This window comes from Maribacter algarum (ex Zhang et al. 2020), assembly GCF_005885635.1.
Lineage (GTDB): Bacteria > Bacteroidota > Bacteroidia > Flavobacteriales > Flavobacteriaceae > Maribacter_C > Maribacter_C algarum.
The window spans coordinates 71919-90506 of the sequence record NZ_VATY01000003.1; the positions used below are offsets into that span (position 1 = coordinate 71919).

General features: G+C 40.6%; 14 protein-coding genes. 2 read left to right on the top strand and 12 right to left on the bottom strand.

Annotation, left to right across the window (positions count from 1 at the left end):
* Window positions 1-22: 22 nt before the first annotated feature.
* From FEE95_RS14120 to FEE95_RS14175, 12 genes are all read right to left on the bottom strand, one after another.
* Complete coding sequence (locus FEE95_RS14120) at window positions 23-1063, bottom strand: sugar kinase (RefSeq protein WP_138659190.1); 1041 nt, start codon at window positions 1061-1063, stop codon at window positions 23-25.
* A gap of 657 nt (window positions 1064-1720) precedes the next feature.
* Complete coding sequence (locus FEE95_RS14125; RefSeq protein ID WP_138658657.1) at window positions 1721-2116, bottom strand: nuclear transport factor 2 family protein; 396 nt, start codon at window positions 2114-2116, stop codon at window positions 1721-1723.
* 73 nt (window positions 2117-2189) lie between these two features.
* Window positions 2190-2600 carry a DoxX family protein gene (locus FEE95_RS14130; RefSeq protein WP_138658658.1) on the bottom strand — a complete coding sequence of 137 codons (411 nt, stop codon included), beginning with the start codon at window positions 2598-2600 and terminating at the stop codon, window positions 2190-2192.
* 4 nt (window positions 2601-2604) lie between these two features.
* Window positions 2605-2994 (bottom strand): DoxX family protein, encoded by a 390-nt coding sequence (locus FEE95_RS14135; protein WP_138658659.1) that lies wholly within the window; start codon window positions 2992-2994, stop codon window positions 2605-2607.
* A 4-nt stretch (window positions 2995-2998) separates the two neighbouring features.
* Entirely contained in the window at window positions 2999-3661 is a 663-nt protein-coding gene (locus FEE95_RS14140) for a peroxiredoxin-like family protein (protein WP_138658660.1), read from the bottom strand.
* Window positions 3662-3744: 83 nt separating this feature from the next.
* The gene (locus FEE95_RS14145; RefSeq protein WP_138658661.1) at window positions 3745-4626 is read right to left on the bottom strand and encodes a helix-turn-helix domain-containing protein; all 882 of its coding nucleotides are present in this window, start codon (window positions 4624-4626) and stop codon (window positions 3745-3747) included.
* A 409-nt stretch (window positions 4627-5035) separates the two neighbouring features.
* On the bottom strand, window positions 5036-5284 hold the full coding sequence (locus FEE95_RS14150; protein ID WP_138658662.1) for a hypothetical protein: 249 nt from the start codon (window positions 5282-5284) through the stop codon (window positions 5036-5038).
* A 201-nt stretch (window positions 5285-5485) separates the two neighbouring features.
* Complete coding sequence (ctlX, locus tag FEE95_RS14155) at window positions 5486-6451, bottom strand: citrulline utilization hydrolase CtlX (RefSeq protein WP_138658663.1); 966 nt, start codon at window positions 6449-6451, stop codon at window positions 5486-5488.
* A 2-nt stretch (window positions 6452-6453) separates the two neighbouring features.
* The gene (locus FEE95_RS14160) at window positions 6454-7944 is read right to left on the bottom strand and encodes an aminotransferase class V-fold PLP-dependent enzyme (RefSeq protein WP_238474584.1); all 1491 of its coding nucleotides are present in this window, start codon (window positions 7942-7944) and stop codon (window positions 6454-6456) included.
* A gap of 15 nt (window positions 7945-7959) precedes the next feature.
* Window positions 7960-9945 carry a protein-disulfide reductase DsbD family protein gene (locus tag FEE95_RS14165; RefSeq protein ID WP_138658665.1) on the bottom strand — a complete coding sequence of 662 codons (1986 nt, stop codon included), beginning with the start codon at window positions 9943-9945 and terminating at the stop codon, window positions 7960-7962.
* Window positions 9946-10138: 193 nt separating this feature from the next.
* A complete protein-coding gene (locus FEE95_RS14170; RefSeq protein WP_138658666.1) occupies window positions 10139-12946 on the bottom strand; it encodes a M16 family metallopeptidase in 2808 nt (935 codons plus the stop codon).
* Between the two features lie 162 nt (window positions 12947-13108).
* Window positions 13109-13702, bottom strand: a complete 594-nt coding sequence (locus tag FEE95_RS14175) for an RNA polymerase sigma-70 factor (protein WP_138658667.1) — start codon at window positions 13700-13702, stop codon at window positions 13109-13111.
* A 72-nt stretch (window positions 13703-13774) separates the two neighbouring features.
* Between FEE95_RS14175 and FEE95_RS14180 the strand changes: the two genes are divergently transcribed.
* Window positions 13775-14923 (top strand): FecR family protein, encoded by a 1149-nt coding sequence (locus FEE95_RS14180; protein ID WP_138658668.1) that lies wholly within the window; start codon window positions 13775-13777, stop codon window positions 14921-14923.
* 84 nt (window positions 14924-15007) lie between these two features.
* On the top strand, window positions 15008-18583 hold the full coding sequence (locus FEE95_RS14185) for a SusC/RagA family TonB-linked outer membrane protein (RefSeq protein WP_138658669.1): 3576 nt from the start codon (window positions 15008-15010) through the stop codon (window positions 18581-18583).
* Window positions 18584-18588 lie beyond the last annotated feature (5 nt).

An 18588-nucleotide genomic window follows, 5' to 3' on the forward strand; every position in this document is an offset into this window, starting at 1 on the left:
AAATAACCACTTTTTAGAGCACTTATCGCGCCACTCTACCCGAAGCGTCACCACCCATTAGCTTTTCTACCTCGGCTACGGTTACCAAATTCGCATCTCCTTTGATGGTATGTTTTAAACAGGATGCCGCCACTGCGAAATCAAGTGCATTTTGGTCGTCTTCAGGATATTTTAATAATCCGTAAATAAGACCGCCCATGAATGAATCGCCCCCTCCTACTCTATCGACGATGTCGGTAATTTGGTATTGACGTGTTTCGTACATTTTTGAGCCGTCCCATAACACGCCAGCCCATGTATTGTGCGATGCAGAAATGGAACCTCTAAGTGTTGTGATTACCTTTTTGGCCTTTGGGAATTTTTTCATCATCTGTTTACAGACCGATAGGAAAGCTTCCGCCTTAACGTCATGACCATCTTTATGAACGTCCAATCCCTCTGGATGAATACCAAAGTGTTTTTCGGCATCTTCTTCGTTTCCTAAAATAATATCGCAATACGAAGTTAGTTCAGTCATAATCGCTTCACGGTCACCTCCGTAGTTCCAGAGTTTTGCACGGTAGTTCAAATCTGTGGAAATAGTGATTCCCTTTTTGTCTGCAGCTTTTACTGCTTCCAGACATACATCGGCAGCTCCTTGAGAAATTGCGGGGGTAATTCCTGTCCAATGGAACCACTCAACATCTTTAAAAACGGCATCCCAATCGATCATTCCCGATTCAATCTCTGCAATTGCGGAATGGGCTCGGTCATATACTACTTTAGATCCCCGAGAAACAGCACCTGTTTCCAAAAAATATATTCCTAGACGATCTCCACCAAAAACAATCTTATCAGTACCTACACCCCTTTTGCGCATTTCCATCAAAGCGCATTCGCCAATATCGTTTTTTGGTAAACGTGTTACAAAATCTACGGGTACACCATAATTGGCGAGTGATACTGCCACATTGGATTCACCTCCACCGTATAGCACATCAAAATTATTGGCCTGGGAAAATCTTAAAAAACCTGGAGGTGCCAAACGGAGCATAATTTCACCGAAGGTTACTACTTTTTTTATCATAAAATATTCTACAAACAACACTACAAAACTAGTTGCATTTGCAAAATAATAAGTTCATATATGGTGAAATATAATCCACACTAGTGGTAATATTAGAATCAGGTATCCAGTAAAAAATGTCCCTGCTAGATATTTAAACAATTTGATAATCGCAGAGTTAGCTATTTAAAAAAGATTCTTAATCTCTTTTATGGTAGTTTGCAATTTTACGAATTGTTATAGAGCTTAATAACTAGAGAATTCTTAATATTAAAGGATTAGTTTTGGCTAATTACGAAAACTGAACTTGAAGAAGTTTCACATAGAAGTTTGAATATCAAAAAAGGTGATTGAATTTTGGTTTCTCCAAATAACGTAAAGGGTTGTTAAATGGTATCTTTTTATTGCAAAAGTTATCAATATACCTGAGTATTTATGTTGAGGAGCTGTATAGTTCTATCTGTGATTTTATTTGTATTATACACTTACTGTATTAGGGGTTTTTATTTTTAGAAAGAGGTTTGTCCTTGGAATAGAGTCCATTTCTTTCCCATTATTGAGTAATTGGATTTTCAATGCCTCTTTATTAAGGTCATAATTTTTGGAGTTGTTCTAAAAACACGAGCCACCTGTAATGGAGATGGCTCTTGTTTCTTTCAAAAATGGTATCCTATCCTATAGCGGCTGGATTAATATATTTTCTCTAATTATTTGCCAGCGATTATCTTCCCAAACGAAATCTAGAATCACTATCAGTTCGCTTTTTTCTTCAGTAAAATTTACCCTTCTTTTTACGACGATATGGCCTCTATCTTCATTGACTTCTAAATGAATAAATTTTGCCCAAGAATTCTTTGTGCGTTCTTCACCTTCCAATTTAGATGCGATCAGTTCTTTAAATGCATCCTTTTTAAAAGTAGTTTTATTGTCATTTGGGTCTATCATAATAACCATCATATCATCATGGTAGATAGCATCAAGTTGAGCCACACCAAAGTTCTCATCTGGTTCTATTAATCTATTTATAGCCCTTTTTAATCCTAATTCTGTTTTTTCATCTTGTTTTTTCATCTTGGAATTTTCATTATTAGTTTCATTACAGGAAAACATAACGATAGCTAGAAATACCACATTTAGCATCCGACTAACTATCGTGAGCGTCATGATGCTTGTATTTAGTGCTTGCTTTTTGTACATATGCCCCAAATAACTTCCTATCATACCTCCATGAAACTATAGTCAAGATGATAGCAGCAAGTCCATGGTATATAAATCCGTCACCCACCATAATATGAGCGGCAACTGCAAGAATTGCGTCAAAAAGAAAACCTGCATAGGCTAATTCTTTTAAGAACAACGAATTTCTGGTCAATATCACAATAGGCCCCAGAATTTTTAGCACTGCTAATGGATATATAATCCAAGTAGGAAATCCCAGACTTATGAAAAATTGATGCGCATAATCGTAATTAAAAAGGTACATTAGAGCACCCGAAGCAAACAAAAAACTTATAATCGCTGTTGCTGTCCAGTAAATAATCTTATCTCTTTTCATAATTTTATACATTTATTTTTTTTAAATCTTGCTCATAATTTCCGAATACTTTTCTGTCATAAACCCATGAAACTGCAGTAGCAACTATGGCAATTACAGCAGGCATAAACTCACCATCATCGACTATTATGTGCGCACTTAAAGCAAGTATTGCGTCATATAAAAACCCTGCGTAAGCTAGTTCTTTTAATAAGTTCACTTTTTTAGTAAGTATGGCTATAACTCCAAAAACTTTCAGTACTGCCAATGGATAAATAATCCAAACGGGAAACCCTAGGTTTATAAAAAAGCCTTCGATCCTTGGATAGTTAAAAAAATACATCATTGCACTAAACATGAATAACGCACAAAGTAATCCAGTTGAAATCCAATAAATGATTTTGTTTCTTTTCATAATATTAAATCTTTTCGGTTATTAAGTTGTTTTTCAAAATGTTCAAAAGTTCTGTGGGTTCGAGTCGTGTCATGTAATCTTCCTCGAAATGGACGAACACGACTTCCATTTTCCTATTGATAACATATACTGCAGGAACAGGCAATTCAAAATTATTGTTCCCATGAACTCTAGTGAAATCCATCCCGAAATTTTCGAATTCCTTTTTAGAGGCTTCGTCAAGTTGAAATACTATGCCTATGGCTTTCATTAATTCGGCATCAAAATCTGTCAATACAGGAAAAGAAAGTGCATTTTTATCGCTTGTTTTAACCGCCAGTTCTGGTATTTCGGCACTTATTCCAACAATATCCGCATCCAACTCGTTGAAGGCTTTACGTAGTCTTTCATATTCTCGTAATTCCATATTACAGTATGGGCACCAACCCCCTCTATAAAAGTTTAGGATCAGGAATTCCTGTTCTATCAAATCGCTTAACAATGAATTATGTCCATTGATGGTTTGAAGATTCATATCTGGAACATGGTCCCCTACCTTCAGTGCATTTTCCTTTAACTGATTTTTTCTGATTTCAGCGATACTATCAGTAAACACTTTGATTATTGAACGCGGCATTCTTTCCATAGTGGCGTTGCGCATCTGTTCCAGTTGTTCTTGCAATGTCATTTTATACCAATTTTGTTTGGTACAAATGTCTTGTCAAACAACTGGAATTAGATTATCTATGCTTGCAAACTGATAGTCAATCTCTAACCGGAAGTGGATTTTTTCAATTTCTGCTGAAATTGATTCGGGGTAACACTAGTGAATTTCTTAAAAAACCGAATAAAATTCGAAGGTTCGTTAAACCCCATTTTATAGGCAATCTCTTGGGAAGTATATTTGTCCTCTGAAATGTTGCGCTTGGCCTCTAACAGTAACCAGCTATCTAAAAAAGCCTTGGCTGTTTTATTACCGATCTGCTTGCAGATGTCATTTAGATATTTGTAGGACACGGATAGTTTTTGAGCATAATCCTTTGCATTATGACTCTCATGGTAGCATTCGGTAATCAACTGTTTGAAGCTAATAAAGTCTTTAAACCGTTGACTTTCAAAAGTTTTGTGCTGATAAATGGAGCATCGCTTAATTTGTAATAATAAAGACATAAAAACCGCGTTGATGATTTCAGATTTCATAACAAGATTGGAATCTTCATGCAAGTTTTGAAGAAGCTGTAAAGTCGGATTTAAAGCTGATATATTTTCTTTTCCGATCAGTATGCTTGGAGTATGGTAGATATGCAGGAAATGAAATAGGTTTTTCTCACTTATGTTCTGAGTAATGAAGATTTCTTCAAAAGAAATTACAAATCCTTTGACCCGAAGCTCTTTGTCAAAGGCGTGGACCTGATCTTTTGTCAAGGGTAAGATTACCCCAGGTGACAAAATCTCTTCCCTGAAATCAATAGTATGGATACCTTCACCTTCGGTAACTAATATCATGGCGTTAAATTCAATCCTATGCGGATTTGATAGATCATACGCACTTTCCTTGCACCGTTTATAAAGTTCTTTAATGGAGATAAATTCAAAGGGAATAGGTTGATTAACGAACCGCGAAAAAATAATGTTTTCTATGTCTTTCTTCATTGATTAATAGTGTCCTTTTTAATAGGCTATAACTTACGGTTAGAATTACTGGTGAAAATATTGGTATTCTACGGACACCTCTAATTTCAAAAATTATCGTCCTATGCAATTCATATTCAATTATTGAGCGTAATTTATGGTAATATAAAATAGCGGATTTATCGCAGTATTTTCAACTAACTTAACGAATATAAAATGAAAGGCATATTGCCTTGCTCCGTTTGCTCAAAGGAAGTCATCAAAAAATGAAGACCGTAAAATAATTCCACAAAGAAATATATTAATCAACTTTACATCTACCTAATTGGTTGATTATCTGATTGGAACACTTTTGAAGACTCCAATAAAATGAGGAACGTATATAAAAGGAATAAAAAAATGAGTGTTTTAGTCTCTTTGACCTTACCATTTATTTGCTCTCTTTGTAGGAAACCTTCTTAACATCAACTTGTTTCTCCATTTGTAAAACAATCCTATTAAAGTCGTCATTTGAAACATTTAGAATAATTTCGAACAAAGAAGAATGTTCTTCGATTTTTTCAAATTGAAAATGTAGAATATCCAAATTCGGTCTAAGTAAAACATTGGAAATTCGGCTTATAAGCCGTTGCCCTGCATCGGCCTCTATAGTGAGTTTAATTTTTTGATTGATTTGCATTTAAAAAAGGAAATTATTTACTGTTACTTTCTAATTCCAAAGACTGAGATCCCCGGGGATTTAGGAATTTATTGCATTTCTGAACCTTTTAACCCGTTTTAAAAATTCCATTGATGACACCTATAATAGACGAAAGCTCAACCATTATTTACTGCTAAATGTTGTTATTAATTTGATATTATGTTTGGTTTTTTCTGTACGCTACAATCCGCTTCTTTTAGGCAAAAATACTTCCGCCATCATACACCTTGCACTACCACCACCGCAGATTTCAATTGTACTGAGATCAGTATGAACTATATCACAATACTTTTGGATATTTATGATTTGATGCGGCAAAAGACTATTTGCGGCAGCACTGCTCATTATCAAATATTCGTAACCTTGGTTATTTCTTACTTGAAGCATATTCCCAGCAAAATTGGACATCTGCTTTTCTGAAATATGGATGATATGTTTACTGGATTGTTTAAGGTGTTCTATGACATTTTTTCTTTCCAAATCATCATCAATACACTCTGAACAAATGATAACGAATCTATTTGCGATACATATCATCACGTTGGTATGATAAATGAGTTTTCGTTGGCCGCCAACATCCTGAAACGCCGAAAATGAAATTGGCGTATACCCCATATCGAAGCAAAATTTTTCAAGCAGATCTGGGTGGGCCTTATCCGATAGCGCACAATAAGCAAGTCTTTTTTCACGGTCCAAGACCATGCTACCGGTACCTTCCAGAAATTGACCAAATTGTTCCGAATTAGAATAATCCTTTACTTTTGTAGAATCAAAACCAGATAAGTTAAGAACTTTCCATATATCGAGCTGGCGTTCCTTTCTTCGATTCTCCGCGAACATGGGATAGAGAACAACGGTTCCGTCTTCATGAAAAGAAATCCAATTATTGGGAAATATGGAGTCAGGGGTGTCCGAGCTGTTACTGTCCTCGACTATTAAGACATTTATACCATGGTCTTTGAGAATTTTCGCAAATGTATCAAACTCTTTCTTTGCCCTATCGTTGATATCTTTTTCATCCCCAGCCTGGTTTTCCTGAAAATAATTGTTCACGGCCGTTTCCTCGTTCATTCGAAACTTGGTTGGTCTGACCATAAGAATCGTATCGGTCACTTGGCTCTGCCTTCTCGATTTTGTAGCTATCATATTTACCTATTGCTCAAAGTTTTCCCTTGATCTTTTTCGTCGAACCATTGTTCGAGCGATACCAAGAAATCATTCTCCTGATTTTTCGGCCGATATCCGAAAGGTGTAAAGCGATACTCTTTTTTCCATCCCATTCCCTTTTTTGCTACGCGTTCAACCGCATCGCATACCTTTTCGATTTCGCTGTCGGTCATCGTGGGATGGAACGAAATGCGCACCCAACCAGGTTTGTTTATGACGCACCCGAGCTCACTTCCCGCCATGATCTGCTTCGACCGCTCTTCATCGATATTCATCAAATAATGACCATAGGTGCCCGCACAGGAACAACCGCCCCTGGCCTGTATTCCAAATTTATCGTTCAGAAGTTTGACAACGAGATCATAGTTCAATCCCTCCAAGGAAAAAGAGAAGATGGAAAGCCTTTTTCTATGTTGAGAGGCCAAAATGGTAAGGCCTTCCACTTTTTCAAGTCTTTCGAATACCATTGCATTTATCTGTTCTTCACGTCGGGCGATATGTTGCGTTCCCATTTTTTCTTTCAACCGAATCGCCATTGCCGTTCGTATGGTCTGCAAAAAACCTGGAGTACCACCGTCCTCACGTTCCTCAATATCCTTTTTGTACCTGTGGTTGCCCCACGGGTCGGTAAAGACGACCGTACCGCCACCAGGATTTTCAGGAGCTGATAATTCGTAAAGCTTCTTCTTGAATATCAGCACGCCACTGCTACCGGGACCTCCCAAAAATTTATGGGGTGAAAAGGTAATGGCATCGATATATTCGGTCTCATTGGGATTCATGTCGATATCGACATAGGGTGCATTACAGGCAAAATCCACAAAACAAAGTGCATCGTTTTCGTGGGCCAGTCTGGAAATCTTGCGATAGGGTAGCTCAATACCCGTTACGTTCGAGCATGCCGTCACCGATACGATTTTATCTCTGTTCCGATAGGATTTGAGTAATCGTTCCAGAGCTTCCAAGTCTACAAGTCCGTCTTCGGTATGTGGAATCAATTTCACTTCGGCCAACGTCTCCAACCATGGTGTATGGTTACTATGATGTTCCATATGGGATATGAAAACTATCGGGAATTTCTTTTCCGCAATATCCAAATAGGGCTTTAACTGTTCAGGTACACGCAGACCAAGAATGCGCAAAAGCCTGTTCATAGCGCCTGTCATACCCGTACCGCAGCATATCAATACATCGTCCTCCGATGCGTTCACGTGTTTCTTTATGACCTGTCGCGCCTTATGATAGGCCCTCGTCATGGTCGCCCCCGTGAGCGAAGTCTCCGTATGGGTATTGGCCACCCACGGGCCGACCCTGTGCGCCATGGTTTCCTCTATGGGCCAGTACAATCGGCCACTAGCCGTCCAATCGGCATATAACAATCGGTGTTCGCCATTATTATTTTTAAAGGTCTCGTTCCTTCCGATTATCCCTTCCCTGAAGGTTTCGAAATGTCTTTCCAAGTTGGTCTCCATGTTCATATCCTTTGGTTATTTCCTAAAATTCTCGATACCCTTTTTCAGCCAGCCATGGTATTGGTCCATATCGGGGGTATAGGCCACCGGTTCGACAAGGTTTTCCTCGTCATGGCCCATCATCACATAGAAGGGCTGCGAATTGGCCCGGTAACGAAGGGCCTGCAGTTCGCTCCATTTCTGTCCGATGTATCTCAGTTTCTTGCCCGGGCGAAGCTTGGAGTCCGTGATCTCGTCCTCGGGCAGGGGCCTTTTGTCATCCACATAAAGGGAAACCAGTACGACATCGTTCTTCAGAATACCGAGTACCCTCGGTTTCGGCCAGACGTTCTGCTCCATTTTACGGCAGTTCACACAGGCCCAGCCCGTAAAGTCCAACAGCACGGGTTTGCCCACCTGCTTGGCGTAGGCAAGGCCCTTATCGTAATCGTTGAAGGCGATAATGTCGTGGGGGGGCAACAGGTGCGCCCCTTCCGGTAGGTCTTCGTGACCGGCGCCCGAAACGGTGCCGCCCGTTTTGGCGAACCCCACGCCGTAGGGGGATTCGCTGTATTCCTGCGGAGGCAACCAGGCACTGATCAGGTTCAAGGGCGCCCCCCACATGCCCGGCAGCATATACACAACGAAGGTCAGGGTCAGCAGCCCAAGGCCCAATCGCCCTACCGAGATATGCGCCAGCGGCGGATCGTGCGGCAGTCGGACCTTTCCGAAGAGGTACAGGGCAAGGCCAAGGAAGATCGCTATCCAAATGGCAAGGAAGACCTCACGCTCCAACCAGTGCAACTGCAGGACAAGATCGGCCTGGGACAGGAACTTAAAGGCCAACGCCAGCTCCAAAAAGCCCAGAACGACCTTTACCGTGTTGAGCCAGCCCCCCGACCTGGGCAAGGTGTTCATCCAGCCCGGGAAAGCCGCGAACAGTGCGAAGGGCAACGCTATGGCCAATGAAAAACCCAGCATCCCGATAATCGGTGCAAGACCGCCCTTTGAGGCCGCCTCTACCAACAATGTGCCCACGATGGGGCCCGTACAGGAAAAGGAGACTATCGCCAGGGCAAGGGCCATGAAAAAGATGCCGATGATACCCCCCTTTTTGTAGGACTGCTCGTCCACCTTGTTCGCCCATGAACCGGGCAGGGCGATCTCGAAGGCCCCGAGAAAGGAAACCGCAAAGACCACCAGCAGTAAAAAGAAGATAAGGTTGAACCAGACATTGGTCGCAAGCGCATTGAGGGAGTCTGCACCGAAAATGGCCGTCACCGCCGTACCCAAAAGCACATAGATGGCTACTATGCTCATTCCGTACAGAACGGCGTTACGAATGCCCGAGGCCCTGCTCTTGCTCTGTTTGGTGAAAAAGCTCACCGTAAGCGGGATCATCGGGAAGACACAGGGGGTCAACAACGCGGCAAAGCCAGAGATGAAGGCGATGAAAAAAATGGACCAAAGCCCCCTTAGTGTTCCGGGCGCCGGGCTTTTGTCGGCAATAACCGCGGTATCGTTCGTTTTTGGCCGCAACTCTTCCGCACTTTCCCCCATGAAGGTATCCGGACCGTTCCCCAAAGCGAACCTTAGGTCCACCTCCGTCGGCGGGAGACATCTGCTATCGTCGCAGACCATGAACTCGACGACCGCACCAACGGTACCCACATCGCCCAAGACCTTGATACGCTGCACGAATTCGGCGCTATCGCCAAAGTACTTTATGCGCATACCGAATACTGGGTCGTTGACCGTATGGCCCTCCCCTTCCGACGTACCGCCCAAAAGTTCGAAACTGCCGTCCGAATCGTCGAAAACGAAACTGGTCGGTATCGGGCCGTCCTCGGGAACCGTCTGGGAATACAAATGCCAGCCCGGATCGATAACGGCCCTTGAGATCAAACTGTACTCGGTATCCGAAATTTTCTCCGTCCTGGTTGACCATTTAACAGGCTCCAAAATTTGGGAAAATACCTGAGTTGTTGAAATTAGAAATAATAAAATCAAATATCTAATCATAATAAATTTCCTTGTTGTTCAGAAATATAGTCGCCATGCCATGGCTAAACTTCAAAACGAAAAAGGGTGATTGAATACTCTTCAATCTGCCCTTTTTCTAACTAACTCTAATCTAAGTAAAAAGTCGTTTTAAGTTTAGACACTATATAGCCTTTCAATTTTACAGTTGCTATATTTCATCGAAAAACATCATCTATTTTTCTTTTTTAGGATTCATAATCACCTCAATCACACTGGCTTCATCAACATATTTTTGCATGAAGTTTTGAATCATTTCCGGGCTAATCTTTTCCACCGCTTTTTGGTAATCATCTAATGAGACATGTTGTGATTCATACATCATGGCATTCAAGATTTCTTTTTCCCGGAAACCATCTTCACGCACTTGCTCTTCGCGATTTTTAATCAAATTTTTCTTTGTTTTCTCAACATAGGAAACGTTAGGGCCATTTTTAGCGATCGTAGATATTTCTTCCTTTACGATTTTCAAGAGTTCCTCCTGTTTTTCGGGATTACAATTAAAAACGACCAACAGATTCATTCGTTCGCTTGGTATGCGCTCAACTTCGCCTAAAACACGAACACCATAGCTGCCGCCTTCTTCCTCTCGTATGGTATCCACATATCTGGTATCCAAAACAGATTTGACAATCGAAAGCAACAACTCGTTTTCCAATGTATAGGGCAATTCTACAGATAGACCGTAGAAAATACTCGTCTGTGGGTTGGGCATAGCTCTTTCAAACCTTGATGAGAAAAAACCGTTCTTCGGTCTCATACCATTGTCCCTCCACTTTTCTTCACGAGGTAAAGTTGTAATATTACCCAAGTATTTTTGGGCACTTTTTAAAACTTCCTCTTGATTAAAGTTACCCGTAAATACAAAAACGAAGTCGTCTGCATCTGTAAAGCGCTCTTGATAAATAGATTTGCTTTTTTCAAAATTGACCTTGTCGATATCTTCAGGTGTTACGGGCAGACCTCTTACATGACGGTTGGTCATTGCAATATTCAGGGAATCGTAAAAAATCTTCTGTTCATTGTCGTTAAGTTGGGCCAACTGTTCTTTGAATACTGGAAGTTTGGCCTCAAAAACAGCTTGGTCAAAAAATGGATCTTCAAAATATAGGTATGTCAATTGCATCAATAGTTCTATATCTTTCAAATTTGACTCCCCCTCAAGCTCTTCAGTATATTCTTTAAGGCTTGTATATATTTCTGCTGTACGTCCTGCAAGCTTTTTGCTCAATTGAACTTTGTCAAAAGCGCCTAGACCAGAGACTTCGATAAGATCATCGACGCCATTCGCAGATGGCAGGTCTTGCTCGTCGATCAAAGAAAGGCCTCCAAAACTTATTGCTTTCATAGCCACTTTTTCCCCCTTCTTTTTGGAAGGATTAAACACTATTTTGGCCCCATTGTCGAGTATATACCCTTTCGCGTCATCGACATTATGAATTGAAAAAGCACCTTTTAACGGTTTACCAGTAAGCTGTTTTGCGATTAAAGGGCTGTCCGCCACATTGTCTTGGTAACTATCCAACTTACTGTTCTTAACATCATCAATGATTTTTAAAAAATCTTCCTTTGATGGATAGTTCGCCTTTTCGTCATCCGGACCGGTAACCACAATGATACTCTGAGCCATATCATTGAATTTTTCCGCTACGGCCTGAACTTCGTTAATTGTAATGCTCGTTAGCGTATTTTGAACAAATTCAAGTTCATGATCCGCTCTTTTAACCGGTTCTCCACTAAAGAAATGCTCACTTAGCTGCGCTGCCCACTCATAATTCGTTTTCCTAGGTTCTTCGCTTACGGCATTTTGGTATTCCGTGATAATATTCAGCTTTTCTCGCTCAAATTCGCTTTTAAGAAAGCCAAAACGCTTAGCACGCTCAATTTCAGAATACCCTTCACGAACAGCTTGCTTCTCCATTCCCAACTTAGGGTTTACTTCCAAGTAGTAGGCTCCTTTATATAGTGCCATGTCGTACCGACCCGCATCGATTAAAGAACTTGCCGCCGATGGCTTTTGAACTATCTCGTCATAACGTCCATTGATGATTCCCTTGAAAAGGGTATATATCATTTGTTGCCTCAAATAAATACTATCTTTTTGTCTTCGGTTATCTTCTTTAAAAAGCAATTGTATGCTTGCTCGAGAAGCACCTTTTTCCACGGCCTTGACATAACTTGTTTCCCGGTTATCGGGAATTTCATAGTAAGGTCGTTTTAGGGCGTCTTTGGGTAAGGGAATCTTTGAAAAAACTTTCTTTACCTTGTCCTCCATGTCATCTATGTCAATATCCCCTACGATAATGACCGCTTGTAAATCAGGACGATACCATTTTTTATAATAGTTTCGAAGTGATTCATGTTCAAATGTTTGAATGAATTTTTGGTCGCCTATGACATCCCTGTCCGCATACTTGCTTCCGGCGAACATGATAGGGAGTACCTTCTCACGTATCCTCATATCGGGGCTACGGCTCGAACGCCACTCTTCTTCGATTACGCCGCGCTCCTCGTCAATATCCTTTCCTACAAGGGATAACGAACCGGACCAATCGTGCATGATAAGCAAAGATTTATCGATGAGTTCCGTATCATTGACAGGTACATTATCAATATTGTAAAGCGTTTCATCGGTACTGGTGTACGCATTGAAGTCACGACCAAATTTTAACCCCCTTGATTCAAGGTATTCGTCCATCGACCGACCTGGAAAATTCTTAGATCCGTTAAAGGCCATATGTTCAAGAAAATGCGCTAGGCCATCTTCATCGTCCTCTTCCAAAATGGCACCCACATTCTGTGCGAAATAGAAGCTTACCCGCTCTTTAGGTTCGCTGTTATGCATAATGTAGTAAGTCATCCCATTTTGAAGCTTACCATGTCGTACCGAATCGGGCAGCGGTATGTCTGTGATGACCTGGGCATGCCCGAACGTTGAAAAAGAAATTATTAAAAAGAGTAAAACTTTGAATTTAGTAAACATAAACAATGCGCTTGTTAAGGATTCTTATTATAAGTAAGACCTCCTCCGCACAAAATACCCTTACCCAAAAAAGATAAATATTTTGAAATCTAGTTCGTTATAGCCAATAGAGCCTTTAAAATATGGATGTTGGGCCGTGTTGGAATAAAATTATTTTGATGTTCAGTGAAGAAAGAAGAACAATAAAGTGGAAAGCAGTCCTTTTAATTCAATTCGCTTGAGTTCTTCCCTGATGGTGATGAGTGCTTTTCGGATTTGGCTCTCAACCGTTCTTTCCGAAATATTTTGCATTTCAGCAATCTCGCGGTATTTGTAATTCTGAAATTTATTGAGAATAAAAATTTCTTTTCGTTTTGGTGGTAGTGTCTCGATAAGTCCTTCGATTGCCGATATTCTTTTTTCTTTGATATCCCGATCCAATTCCTCTATTTCAACGACCGCCTGTAACCGAAGTTCTTCAATCAGAGATGTTTGCCTATCCACTTTCTTGATGTGCTTGAGGTATTTATTTTTTACACACCTATATAAATAGGCATTGAGAGAAGTATGGATTTTTAACGAATCCCTCTTTTCCCATAGGTCTATGAAAGTTTGCTGTACGATGTCTTCAGCAAGCGCCTTATCCATTGAAAAAGAATACACAAAACGACAGAGTTGGTTGTGATAAGCATGGTAAATCATAGAAAATGACAATTTATTGCCCTTTATGAGGGCCTTAATCATGTCATCGTCATTATGTAAAAGTTTGAAGTTCATCAGCACTTATTGAAGGCAAGTTTAAGAAAAAAATAATAATTCGATAAAACGCAGTAAGGGTAAAAAGGTTTTTTGAACTCCTATCAACAAACAGATGAACCAATTATGACCGATTCTGAACTACAAAAATTAATCGTACTGTATTTAAAGGATGAGATATCCGATGTTGACTATCGGCTTTTGGAAGTCTTATTGGAAGACGAAAAAAATGCGGCTATTTTCAAGCAATATGTTCAGGATGACTATGTTCTGAAAAACGCAAATCGGCAGTTTGATGCCAATTTGGCAAAAGAAAAATTGCTTTCACAAATTTCTGGTAGCAAAAAACCCAAAATATTCATTACCCATAGCATTTTAAAGTATGCCGCTGTGGTTATAATTTTATTTGGTCTAGGTCTTTTTTTAAAATCATTACTGTTTACAACAAATTCAGTGGGTCATAGTGCCAAACAGGTTGAGGTAGTATTTGAGAATGGTCAGAGAAGTTTTATAGGTGAAGTAAACTCTATAGGCGAGGAGAAATTGACGTACGGTGAAGTTTCAGCACAAACGCTTACGTATTTCAAAAATGAATCCTTGCCAAAATCCTACAATACTTTGAAAGTACCCTATGGCAAAAGGTTTAATCTGGTCTTGTCCGACGGTACAAAGGTACATATGAACGCTGGCAGCTCACTGCGATATCCAATAAATTTTCCAAAAACAGGACAGCGAAACGTACACCTCGAAGGCGAGGCATTTTTTGATGTGGCCAAAGATAGCTCAAGACCCTACATCGTCCATACAGATGGGCTTGACATAGAAGTGTTGGGCACAGAATTCAATGTGCAGGCTTACAGTGATGACATCGAGATCAAGACGACCCTTAGGGAAGGTTCCGTTAAGGTTTATAATTCAGATGAAGAGCTCATATTGGCCCCAAATGAACAGTCCTCTTGGATTAAAGGAAAAAAAGAACTCAATAAGCAAGATGTGGAATCATCACGGTTCACAGGTTGGATGAACGGCCAATTGTCGTTCAGAAGTGTTCCTTTCAAAGAAATCATAAAAAAAATGGAGCGACACTATGATGTGCAAATTGTAAACAATGACGAGCAACTTGATGATGAGCTGTTCACTGCCATCTTTGAGGAAGAGACTTTTGAAGAAGCGATATTGTATTTCAGTAAGGGCTATGGTTTTGAGTATACCATAGAAAATAACAAGATACTTATCGAATAAAAATAGAAACCGAAGAATGCGCCAACATCCTCCGGTTTAGGTAATCAATCAAATAACTGACCAATTACGTTGCACTACAAAAATATGAAAATAGCTGATACGCTAGGTACTGGGAAATCCGTACACCATTATCTGTATTTAAAAATGAAATTTTCGTTTCTGCTCTTATTGATTTCCCTTTTGCAAGTGCATGCAAAATCATATGCCCAAAAAGAATCGTTCGATTTGAACATGGAGTCCGCTACCATCGACGAAGTTTTCAGCGCCATTCAAAATCAAACAGGCTATCGATTCTTATATAATGACAGAACGGTCAATCTTGATAGAAAAATCTCCATCATTATGGAAGGTAGAAGAATCGAGCGTTTATTAAATCGAATCTTCAAAGGAACCAATATCACATACACCATTATCGAAAAACAGATTATTCTCAATATTTCCGAAAAAAATCCAACAAACGGTAAAATCGATGAAAAGCCCATTGAGCGGACAAAAGAACCAGAAGAACCGCAGCGTATCGTATCCGGACGTGTTGTGGATACTGACGGTATTCCGTTGTTCGGGGTTTCCGTTTTGATAAAAGGTACCCAAAAGGGCGTAGCTACGGACGAAGATGGTAAATATGCAGTAACGGTAAATTCTGGTGAAATTTTGATTTTCTCGTACTTGGGATTTCTGGATATAGAAATTCCCATCGGGAACGAACTGATCTACGATGTGGTCATGACCGAGACCAGTTTCAAACTTGACGGGGTGGAACTAGTTTCTACAGGCTACCAAAAAATCGAGAAAGAAAGGGCGACAGGTTCTTTTGAAAGAGTAAAGGAACAAACCTTGGAGCGTAAAATAAATCAAGATATCGTTTCAAAAATAAGGGGCGAGGTCAGCGGTGTACTCTTTGACCCCAACGTGAACAGCAGAGACAACAACAATAGCCTGGGCATTACCATTCGAGGAACATCGTCTTTGCGCGCAAATACCGAACCACTGGTGGTAGTCGATGGTTTCCCGATTCGGGGTGGTTTCAATACCATCAACCCCAATGATGTCGAAAGTATTTCCATACTCAAAGATGCGGCGGCCGCATCTATTTGGGGTATTAGAGCTACAAACGGGGTAATTGTCATCGTTACCAAAAAAGGGAGCCGTAAGAACAAGCTAGCGATTGAGGCATCTGTTAACTCCTCTTTTACCCTAAAGACCGATATCTTTAAATCGGCTTATGCCGACCCGCAGACCCAGACCGATTATCAGATAGCCCTATTCGAATCGAGTGGGTATTTCGATACCGACCAGCTTTTTGATGGTGCGCTAGAACCTGGCCGCCTCAGTCAGGTCAATAGGGTTTATGAGGCATTGGGTCTAGCAGAACGCGGCGATATTTCCCAAGAAGATGCGAGTTCACGTATCGAGGCCATACGGAAAACGGATGGCCGTAAGCAATATGCATCCCTTTTTCTAAAGCCACAGCTATGGAATCAATATAACCTTGCGGCATCCGTCGGAGGTGAAAAATATAGTGCTAGGGGTTCCGTGACCTATAATCGCAATACCGACGAACTTATGGGTGATGAATCTGACCAGTTCATCGTTAATTTTTCAAATTCCTTTGACCTATCCTCAAGATTAAGGGTCAATGCCTCAGTTAATTTTTCACAGAACAGGATTGAAAATTCAGCAGGTATCGGACCGGGGAACTACTTTGACCAGTATGCATTGAACGAGGCTATTTTAGACTCAGATGGTAACCAAATACCGGCTTCCACCCTAGGTTTTAGTCAAGCAAGCTCTGATTTGGCCCAACAAAGGGGGTATGCTTATCCATGGATCTATAATCTGCAACAAGAGTTCGATAATGCGGATAATACCAGTGTGAATACCGAAATCAGGATTCAGACAGGTCTTACCTATGAGCTTATTGATGGATTGGATTTGGGCCTTAGCTATCAATACGAATATGGGCAATTGAATGCCCGTAACCTGCAAAATGAAGCTACTTTCTCAACAAGGTCTACGGTCAACGAGTTTACACAAATCGATAATACAGGAAATGTATCCGGTTTTCCTGTGCCCAAGGGAAGCATTTTAGACCAGTCTTTTGCTACCCTAAATACGAACACATTTCGGGCACAACTAAACTATGATAAAGATTATAAGGAGGGTGACCATAGGCTCACGGCAATTGCGGGTTATGAGGCACGAAAAGTAATAAGTGAAACCAACAACGATAGAAAATACGGTTTTAATGAACAATCGCTCTTAAATATTTTACCAGACTACAGTACCCTTTTCCCATTACCACTGGAACAATTCTCTCAACCATCGTTGATTCCTAGAAATGCCGACCTTTTATTTGTTGAGAACAGGTTTATATCCTATTATGCCAATGCTTCTTACTCCTATTTGAACAAATACACGATTTCAGGCAGTACGAGATTAGATGACACAAACCTCTTCGGATCCTCAAAAAAATTCAGGAACGTTCCTCTTTTTTCGGTCGGTCTTAAATGGAACCTTTTTCAAGAATTCTTCAACGAAGGTGATACCATCGACCAACTAAGTTTAAGGGCTACCTATGGTACCAATGGCAATGTCGATAGAAGTACAAGTCCGTTTTTACAGACCAAACAGGGTATAGACTTTATCACTTTCGGGAATATCTTTTCGTTCATATCAACGGTACCCAATCCATTTCTTAGGTTAGAGAAGACCCAAACTTTGAATTTGGGACTTGATTTTGGTCTTTTTAAAAATGGCTTGAGTGGAAGTATAGAGTATTATAGAAAAAATAGTATCGACTTGCTCGCCGATCGCCAACTCAATCCGACGGTTGGTGTCAACAGTACGTTGCTCAATACCGGTGAGCTCTTTAACAACGGGGTCGATATCAGTCTCAATTTCACTTTAGTCAATGGTGATCAATTTGGATGGGACACTGCGGCCAATTTCAGTTTGAACGAAAATGAGCTAACCAAGGTAGATGTGGCGCAAGAAGACGTGTTCAGTTTTGTTCGCGGTCTATCACAAGTAGAGGGCACTCCTTTGAATACCATATATAGCTTTAGATATGCAGGTCTAGATGGAAGCGGAGCACCACAGTACATTAATGGGAGCAATGAATTGGCACGGGTATCGGAAGATATCACCGATACCAATGCCCTTATTAACGAGGGTACGACCACACCGCGGTATTATGGTTCACTCATCAATGATTTTAGGTATAAAAACCTCTCCCTGCGCATTTTGACCACCTATGTGGCGGGCCATGTTTTTAGAAATACCAATTCATTCGATCCGTCAAATATTGGTTTTAACGCATTTCAAGATTTCAACAATCGCTGGCAGAATATAGGCGATGAAAATATGACCGATATACCCGCCTTGCCCAGCAATTTTCAGATAGGCCTGCCAGGCTATCAAAATTACCGTTTTGCGGATAAATTTGTTGACAACGCCGCAAACATTCGCTTGAGTGAGATCATTTTTGGATATCAATTTCCACGGCCCTTGGTAGAACGACTATCCATGGAATCTTTCCAATTAAGTCTTCAAGCCCAGAATCTGAAGGTTTGGAACTTCAATAAGTGGAATGTTGACCCGTTGAATGTGCTGTTTCCCATCAGACCAACCTTTAGTATAAACCTATCCGCATCATTTTAATCATG